Raw genomic sequence first — 8,662 nt, 5'->3', positions numbered from 1 at the left:
CACTGGACTATCAAAAATCACATTGTAAAAGGAGGCAATCTCATTTCCTTTGATTTGTTTCGCGGTTGTCGGCATACCTTCAACTGTGAAAATCGTAGTTGAAGTAGTCCTCTCCTTAGTCAAACCGTACCCTCCATCATTGATAAAGTCATGATAGTATAGCACAGTTCCATCATTCGTGACATCTCCAGATACTTGATTTTCAAAGGTACCTTCAAAGGAAACTAAACCTTCTGAAGATACAGAGAGTACTCCTTCATTGACAATTTTATTTTCTACTTCTTGAGCATAAAGCAAAATGTTACCGTACCCAAATAGCAATATTGTATATATTATTTTCTTCATCATATCTCTTACTTAAGTGAAAGGAAGACCCGAATGATTTAAAAACATTCGGATTCCTTAATTTACATTTCTTACTATTTCACTACGTTTGGTTGATGTTCCTGTGCGTAGTCAATAGCCCAATGCACAAGATTCAGTAAGAACCAAGCATTATAGGTATCATTTCCTACTAAAGGTGCACCATTTATTGTTGAATTCATCGGATAATAATCCGCTGTTGTATTAATTCCTGCTGTTGTTACATATCCTCCCATAAAAACAGAGTTATTTACTCCAACAAATCCTAATGTTTTGTGTACATATGCAAAACTTAAATTGCTAGTTCCGTTATAGGCAATAGATTCAAAATCAAAAGGCAAATTGGTAATACTAAATGTCGAAGCTGAACCTCCACTTCTAATATTACGGCCTGGTAAAGAAATATTTTGATAAGTACTTCCAAAATAAGAATAGTTATTCCCTAAAATTAATGGGTTTGCTGTTCCAGGATAAGATACGACTCTACTAACTGCAGATCTAGAATAATCCTGAGTTGAAATATTATAGCCTAATTTTTGGAAGAAACTTCTCATATACACATCATTCCCTTCTCCATACATCAATACTCCATTTTCGCGTTTTACATAATCTGCTAAAAAGGATAATTGGGTGTCTTGTTTTATGAAATTTGAGCTATTATAACCTCCAATGAATACCATATCTGCTTGAGTCAATCGGTTTCTGAATGTTGCTGCATTGCTAACATTTGACATATCTCCAGAAGTATTTGCATTCTCACCTGACTGAGGGTTAGATATTCCTACAAAATTCAATTTATCAATTCGCACAACCCCATTCCAAGAGAAATTGCTTAAAGATCGAACTAATCGAGGTCCTCCAGAGAAACTCCAACCATTGTTTCCTCCTGGGTGCCAAGATTCACCACTTCCACCTATAGAATACATTCGCATTGGACGATACACATAATCAACATACACACTTGCTGGTGTACTTTGAGGAACTTCACTATTTCCAGTTAGTGTATATAAAGCTTGTATTTTAGGTAAATCTCTTTCTGATTTCCCATAGGCTTTAAGAGAAATTTCTTTTCGTCTATTAGCTACATCACTCTCCTCAATAATTCCTTTTCCATAGAAATAAACCCCATTTAAGGTATTCGTTCTAATTTCATATTCTCCAGATGTTTGAGGAATTAGGGTCACATTCAACTTAAACTCCTCACTTCCTGCCTCAGGCATTCTCGTTTTTGGCGTAATGTAATAAGGGCTTCCTGATTGTGTTATAGATCTAAATTTACTAAACAATCTAACATCTCTCATTTCATAGATTACAGGAGCTCCTGTAACTGGAATATTATAGTTACATCCTTCTAGACTACTTTCCTCAATTGGGTAAGATGGGTCATACTCATGTGCACCTCTTGACGTTATTTTTATTTTTACTGTAATATCCTTATTACCAACAGTTGGCTTTCCAGTTCCCCTTTTAGGTGTTAATACTACATTTTGAACATCGTCTCTTAGATTATTAAATTCAAAATCAATTTTTCCTGAAGTAAATTCTATTTTTTCAGTTTGCTGACCATAACCTGTTCCAGTAATTTCTACAGTTCCAGATACTTCTCCACGGCCTGTAGCCACTACTTTGAAAGGAACGTGAATTTTATTTGCATCCGTTAAAACGGTATTGTATTCAAAAACACCTTCATGTCGAATTGGATACGTATCACTACTACAAATAAAGACTGCTAGTAAAGGTTCTATTTTCACAGCGTAAGGAAAAAATTCTACAGGCTGTCCTGTTTCAACTTGAACATGTGAATTCGTAAAAAAGTTTAAAGGTGTATCTTTTGGTATTGCAGGAGTACCTTCTCCACGAAGAACAACTTTAGCAGTTCTTGAAGCAATTTCAGCATTGGTCAACGTATGTCTTCCTGAGAAGCTAATACCATTATTATCTACGGTGTGAATCTCTACCGTTCCGCCCATCGTTATATTGACAAGTGTTGCTTCTAAATTTCCACTTTTGGCATTCGTTAAGGGCACTCCGGTATAAAATTTACCTACTGGATCAATTCTATCAATTTTATATTTTAAAGATTCCTTTTCTACAAAATTGTAAATCGTACAACTAGATTCTTTTCCATTTAAAATAAATTTTATTGTATCTCCTTGACTTGTTGGAGCTCCATTTCCATCTCTAACATATCCTTGTAAAGGAGTACCTGAACCTCTTAGCACAATGTGGTAATTTCCTGCTTCAGGAAAGATTCCCGATCCTTGGAAAGCATATCCGTTAGGATTACTTCCATTGTAAGCCGTTGCTTCTACATTATATGTACCTGGTGTAGAAACACTTACTTCTACAAAAAGAACATTGGCTCTTTCTCTTAAAAAAACGCCTTCAAAGTAATTCCCTTCAATGCGAATCTTTGCACATTGACTATCCTGAATCAAGAAAGTCGCTGGCTCTACTTCACCACATAGGTTTAACCATCTATCACGAGTTTCATTATAGAACTCCATACAATCAATAGTTGTATTATAGATCATTAATCCTTGCTGTAAATCAGCTTTTGGAATGTTTCTTCGTTCTTCTGTTGTCAATTTGGGAAGTAAAAACCCTCGTTCTACGGAACTCAAATCCAAAATACTAAAAGGCAACATATCACTGCTAGGGGAACTTACTGATTTATCATCCAGTTTCATTCCTCTATTATCTGCTAGATTTTGTGCATTACTTGTAGTTACACTAAAAAAGACAGCTAGTAATACATAATACAATAAGTTATATTGTTTCATTTCAAAATTCATATGCATTCTTTTTTTTGATTTAAGAAGCTGAAACTTTTTATATGTTTCAGCTTCTTTTTAATTAATTAGTGTCTATTTTCTTTCACATATTCAATAGCCCAAGCCATCACATTGGCATATAATACACTATTATACACTTCAGTTCCTTGATAATATGGTTTTGCTACCGGTGTTCCATCTGCCAAATATCTTGAAGGCCAAATACTTGTACTAGTATTTGTTGCAGTTCCTACAAACCATCCTCCATCTCCTACAAACACATAACCTAAATCTCTATGTTTCAAAGCCCAAACTGATGAAGCATCATTTTGTTTTGTAATTAAAGGAACTATGCTACTTGGTAAATTGCTATAGTACCATCCATTCGTAGCATCATTTCCAAGATATTTCCCACTTAAGTTTCCAAAAGGTCCATTAATAATAGGATCATTATTTGCACTACTTAATACTGGATTTACCATTGTATATCTACTATTATACGTAATTCCACTACTTGATGTTAGAGCTTCAATAAAGCTTTTCGTTGTTGTATGTACTGTATTTTCATCTCCAGTAATCAATACTCCTTTCTGATTTCTAACAAAATCTAATAACACATTATTTGTTGCAAGCGTGGCATTGTATCCAATGACATTGACAATAATATCTACTTTATTTGAACTGATATAGTTACGTAGACTTTCTCCTTGTAAAAAAGTATCTAAAATTCTAATATTATTTACTTTTACTTTTCCAGTTGGTCCGAAGTTTACTCTACTATTTAAAATAGCTCCTCCTGCATACGTATTTGATGTAGAAGGCCCATAACTATCTGAACCTAAACGCAATACTACAATATCTCTAAAGCGAACATCTACCATCGCTGAACAAGTGGTGGTTCCAGCTTGACTGTTTGTTGTAATCGTATAATTTAAACTACCTCCTGTTGTATATTTTGCTGTTGGTACTAGACGAATTGTTTGTTGTCCTTGTCCTGTAAAAGTACCTGATGCAACAAAACTAACTCCATTTACTTCATTGGTTGTAACTGTATATGGTCCAGGGTAATCCACATTTACTTGAAGTTCAATATAATTACCTGATCCATGATTTGCATCTACTAAATAAGATCCTTGTACACGAACTGTATGACATAATACACTATAACGGATTGGCTGAACTTCCACTGTAATTTCAGGGAAAGTTGTACAAATAGCTGATGTTCCTGGTGTTAAATTCGTGAATTTAATTGCTGTTGTTCCTTTTGGAATTCTTACAGCTTCTGGATAAAGCGTAACAAATTGAATATTATTTCTATTTGCATTAAAGGATAAATTGACATTATTCGCTTTAAAACTAACTGGAGTTGTTGTATTTCCTACTACAAAATGTCCTTTTAATTCTAATGAAGTTGTCCCTGGGGCTAACACTTTTACTGGAATTAAAATTGAATTTTCCTGTGATAGTTGTGTGTCTTCTTGATAATTTCCTCTAATTTCAATCTTGTTGTTTGTATCATCACAAACTAATTCAAAAGCTACTGGTTTAACATGAACCATGACTTTTGCATTTACAGGGTTTGTATTGCTAATTGAATTGGTAGTAAATGTAAATACGTTGGGAGTTGATGTAGGGGTAGAAACATTGGGAGTACCCTGTCCTACAACTTCAATATTTTGACTTCCCTCTCTAGTAAATTCTCCAGAACCACTAAAAGACATTCCATTCACTGTATTACTTTGTACTCGCCAAAACCCTGTTCTAGTTACATTCACTTCCATTGTAACTTTGTTATCATTTGCATTTAATGGAACTCCAATGTAGGCACTCCAAGCGGCTGTAACATTCTGTGGCTCTTTGATTGTAAAATTAAGATCCGATGGTTTTACAGGAATACGAGTATTTGTACATTGTGTACTTATTTTCCCATTAATCGAAAATGTTAGTAAATCACCCGGAGTTTCATTTCCCAACAACGGTGTTCCTAAACCTTCAAGCGCTATCGTATATATACCTGGAGCATTAAAGGTTCCACTTTTACTAAATGAATACCCATTTTCTGTTGAGGGGGTTGCTGTAATGTGATAAGCTCCTGACTCTTGAACATTTAACTGTACATATAAGATATCTGTATCTTTCAAAAACTTTCCTTGTTCAAGATAGTTATGACCTGATGCACTTAATACAATTCGGCTACATTCTGTCAAATCTACAATAGCTGGAGGTAAAGTTCCACATAAACTCAACCAACGATTTCCTTCTCTACTCCAATAATTAATACAATCTGTATCGGTATTGTAGATGACTAAACCATTACCACGCTCAACATCAGAAATGCTAATTGCATTTCTTGCTACCGTTGTCATACGAGGTAACAAAAATCCTTTTGTAGAACTTTCTAATTCCAATAGTGTCGCCGGCGCCGCCGTTTGAGCACTATTGGCTACGGAACCATCCTTAATCTTTGTTGTATGAAGATTAGTTTGTCCGAATACAGTAGCTATATTAAAAAATATAGCTACCATTATCCATACTATATATTGAATAGATTTCAAATTTAATTTTTTCATCAATAAACTATTTTGACTTATACAATTGATTATTTTAAAAGCGCTTCAATTGCTTCTAAACGCTCCGTTAAATCTCTTACTTCATTTTTAAGCTCTTGAATTTCATCCGCTTTTTGATCTAACTCCTTCTTCTGCTCAATTACGTGCAAGAACAACTCTTCTGTTTTTTCTAATAACTGAATTGACAATTCTGATACATTAAACGAATAACCAGTTGCTGTTTTTTCTAATTCACTAATTGGAGTAATTCCTGGTAAATGTCTATTAGTCTTGATATAACTATCTACTGTGGTTAAGTCATTAAATGTATAATCATATTTCAATGAAGAATAACCATCAAAATAATTTTCAAATACATAATCCGCATAGTAACTATTCGTTGCCGTAATACTACCGTTCACTCGTAATCGTTCATTTGGTGCAGTAGATTTTGTTTTGTAACCAATTCCTACCCATCCCATGGTATAGATATCCTGATCATTTTTCGTTGCTTGAACGTCACTTCCAGTATACCAAGGTTCTTGAACCAGGTCATTGAATGATAGAATTGTTTTATTCTTCACTTCATCTGTATAGATTAACTCACGGTTATCTAATTTCATTTCTAATGTTGTCAGGGTTTCTGAGCTATCAAAAATATCCTTTAGGTAAATTGGGCTTTTTGATTTTTCCTCATTTTCATACACTAAAGCTTTCCCTAAACCTGCATAATTTTCCTCTAAGGTCAATGAAGTAACTGTTTCTAAACTATTTCCGCCTGTTGCACCAAATAAGTCAGTTCCTTTTATTTCTACATCCTCATTTGCCTCATTGTTATAAACATACTTCGTTGCATCATACGTTCTTACATAAGTCTCACCTGGACGTTCTCTTTCTTCATGTACTTCTAACAACTCTCCATTAACTTCATCTAAATACACATATACTGGGTATTTCACAGAAGTAAGGGTTGTTTTAGTCTCTTTACTCTTTATTTCTTCTGTTAAATTGAAACTATCCGTCGCTGTTTTAATAACTAAATCACCATTATTATCTCTCACTACAGAAACATCTCCTGTTGCTGAAGAAATAAACTCCTGTAACAACGTTTTTACAGTATTATCATTTAGAATTTTATCAAAATCTGTGATAATGTCTTGTGTAACTGTAATCTTAGTATTTGCAGCTACTCCAGTCTCATCTACATACGAATATTCAATCTTATTTGCTGCATCTACACCTTTACTTAAACTTGTTAGTGTTTCTGCAAAAACTTCTGATACCGCATTTTTTCCATCATTAAAAGAAAAACCAGCTTGTACACCTTCAGCATTTACTGTTTTATCTGTGATTTCTAAAGAAGCAACGTATGAATTGTCTTTGATTAATTCTGTAATGTTCACTTCTTTCTTCACTCCTCCTTCATAAATTACAAAAACGGTATCTCCATTTGGCTTAGTAATTACCTCAATGTTAGAAACATTTTGAGTAATAAAATCATTCAGAATAGTCTGTACATTGGTATGATCAATAATCTCTTGGAAGTTATTTTGAACATCAGCCACTACATTGATTGTAATTCCTGCACCATTAGTCTTAATAGCTTCCTCATTTTTATACACATAAACACCTGAACCAGAAGAAGTCAACGTTGTATTCGTTTCTTGTGCTCTAATTTCATCAGAGATATTAAACGCATCCGTCGTTGTTTTAATAATGATATCTCCTGCTGTATCACGAACCACAGAAACATCTCCTGTAGCTGAAGAAATAAACTGCTGTAACAACGTTTTTACAGTATTATCATTGATGATTTTCTCGAAATCTGTGATAATATCTTGTGTCACTTGGATGATAACATCATCATGATTCCCTGTTTCATCCACAAAATAGTACTCAATTAAGCCTGCTGCATCCGCTCCTTTTTCCATTGCAGTTAACGTTTCTGCAAATTCAACTGTAGTAAGATCTTTACCATTATTAAATGTAAACCCAGCTTTCACTGCTTCTACATTCACTGTTCCATCTGTTAATGTTACTGCTGACGTTGCTGAATTACCTTTTATAATCGTTTTAAACTCTTGGTTATCCCCTAACTTGGTAATAAACTCCTGGTTATCAACTAAATTAGTTACAAATACATCGTTGTTAGCGATAATTTTTCCTAAATCACTAATCGCAACTGCAAAATTACCACCATCTGTATCTGTAATAATTAATACATCTTTTACTTCATCTATTTCAAAAGTTGCAATTTTTGTATTTCCTAACGCATCCCAGCTAATTACTACCGGTTGCTTGTTCTCATCATAGTAGAAGAATGTATTGTTTACGGTATCGTAACCCACGTTACCATACGTACCTTTTAATTCTTCAATGATGTTGGTAATGAACTCGCTGTTGTTGGTGATTTGCTCGATGAACTCTACCTTGTTTCCTAACTTAGTAATGAACTCTTGGTTATCCACCAATTCCGTTACAAATACATCGTTGTTAGCAATGATTTTCCCTAAGTCATCCATATTCACAGCGAACACATTGTTCTCTGTATCGGTGATCGTCAAGAACTCATCCGTCGCTACAAACGATTTGATTTTTGTATTTCCTAAAGCATCCCAGCTAATTACTACTGGTTGCTTGTTCTCATCATAGTAGAAGAATGTATTGTTTACGGTATCGTAACCCACGTTACCATACGTACCTTTTAATTCTTCAATGATGTTGGTAATGAACTCGCTGTTGTTGGTGATTTGCTCGATGAACTCTACCTTGTTTCCTAACTTGGTAATGAACTCTTGGTTATCCACCAATTCCGTTACAAATACATCGTTGTTGGCAATGATTTTTCCTAAGTCATCCATATTCACAGCGAACACATTGTTCTCTGTATCAGTGATCGTTAAGAATTCATCCGTTGCTACAAACGATTTGATTTTTGTATTTCCTAAAGCATCCCAGCTAATTACTACCGGTTGC

3 protein-coding genes and 1 pseudogene are annotated in these 8,662 nt (G+C 34.3%); all 4 read right to left on the bottom strand.

Annotated features, from left to right (window positions below; translation table 11 throughout):
• Positions 1-345, bottom strand: a pseudogene (locus tag AWV75_RS17990) (gliding motility-associated C-terminal domain-containing protein); the annotation flags it as partial.
• A 74-nt stretch (positions 346-419) separates the two neighbouring features.
• On the bottom strand, positions 420-3,158 hold the full coding sequence (locus tag AWV75_RS17985) for a hypothetical protein (protein WP_231738197.1): 2,739 nt from the start codon (positions 3,156-3,158) through the stop codon (positions 420-422).
• A 65-nt stretch (positions 3,159-3,223) separates the two neighbouring features.
• On the bottom strand, positions 3,224-5,707 hold the full coding sequence (locus AWV75_RS17980) for a hypothetical protein (protein WP_060875650.1): 2,484 nt from the start codon (positions 5,705-5,707) through the stop codon (positions 3,224-3,226).
• Between the two features lie 29 nt (positions 5,708-5,736).
• Positions 5,737-8,662, bottom strand: a 2,926-nt coding sequence (locus tag AWV75_RS18965) for a hypothetical protein (RefSeq protein ID WP_060875649.1), incomplete at its 5' end; no start/stop codon positions are given.

Source organism: Myroides odoratus (assembly GCF_001549985.1).
GTDB classification, from domain to species: domain Bacteria; phylum Bacteroidota; class Bacteroidia; order Flavobacteriales; family Flavobacteriaceae; genus Flavobacterium; species Flavobacterium odoratum_A.
This window is presented reverse-complemented; position numbering and strand designations above follow the sequence as displayed.

Excerpts from the sequence above, each read along its gene's own strand:
- AWV75_RS17985 (WP_231738197.1), bottom strand. The coding sequence starts at position 3,158 with ATGAATTTTGAAATGAAACAATATAACTTATTGTATTATGTATTACTA.
- AWV75_RS17980 (WP_060875650.1), bottom strand. The coding sequence starts at position 5,707 with ATGAAAAAATTAAATTTGAAATCTATTCAATATATAGTATGGATAATG.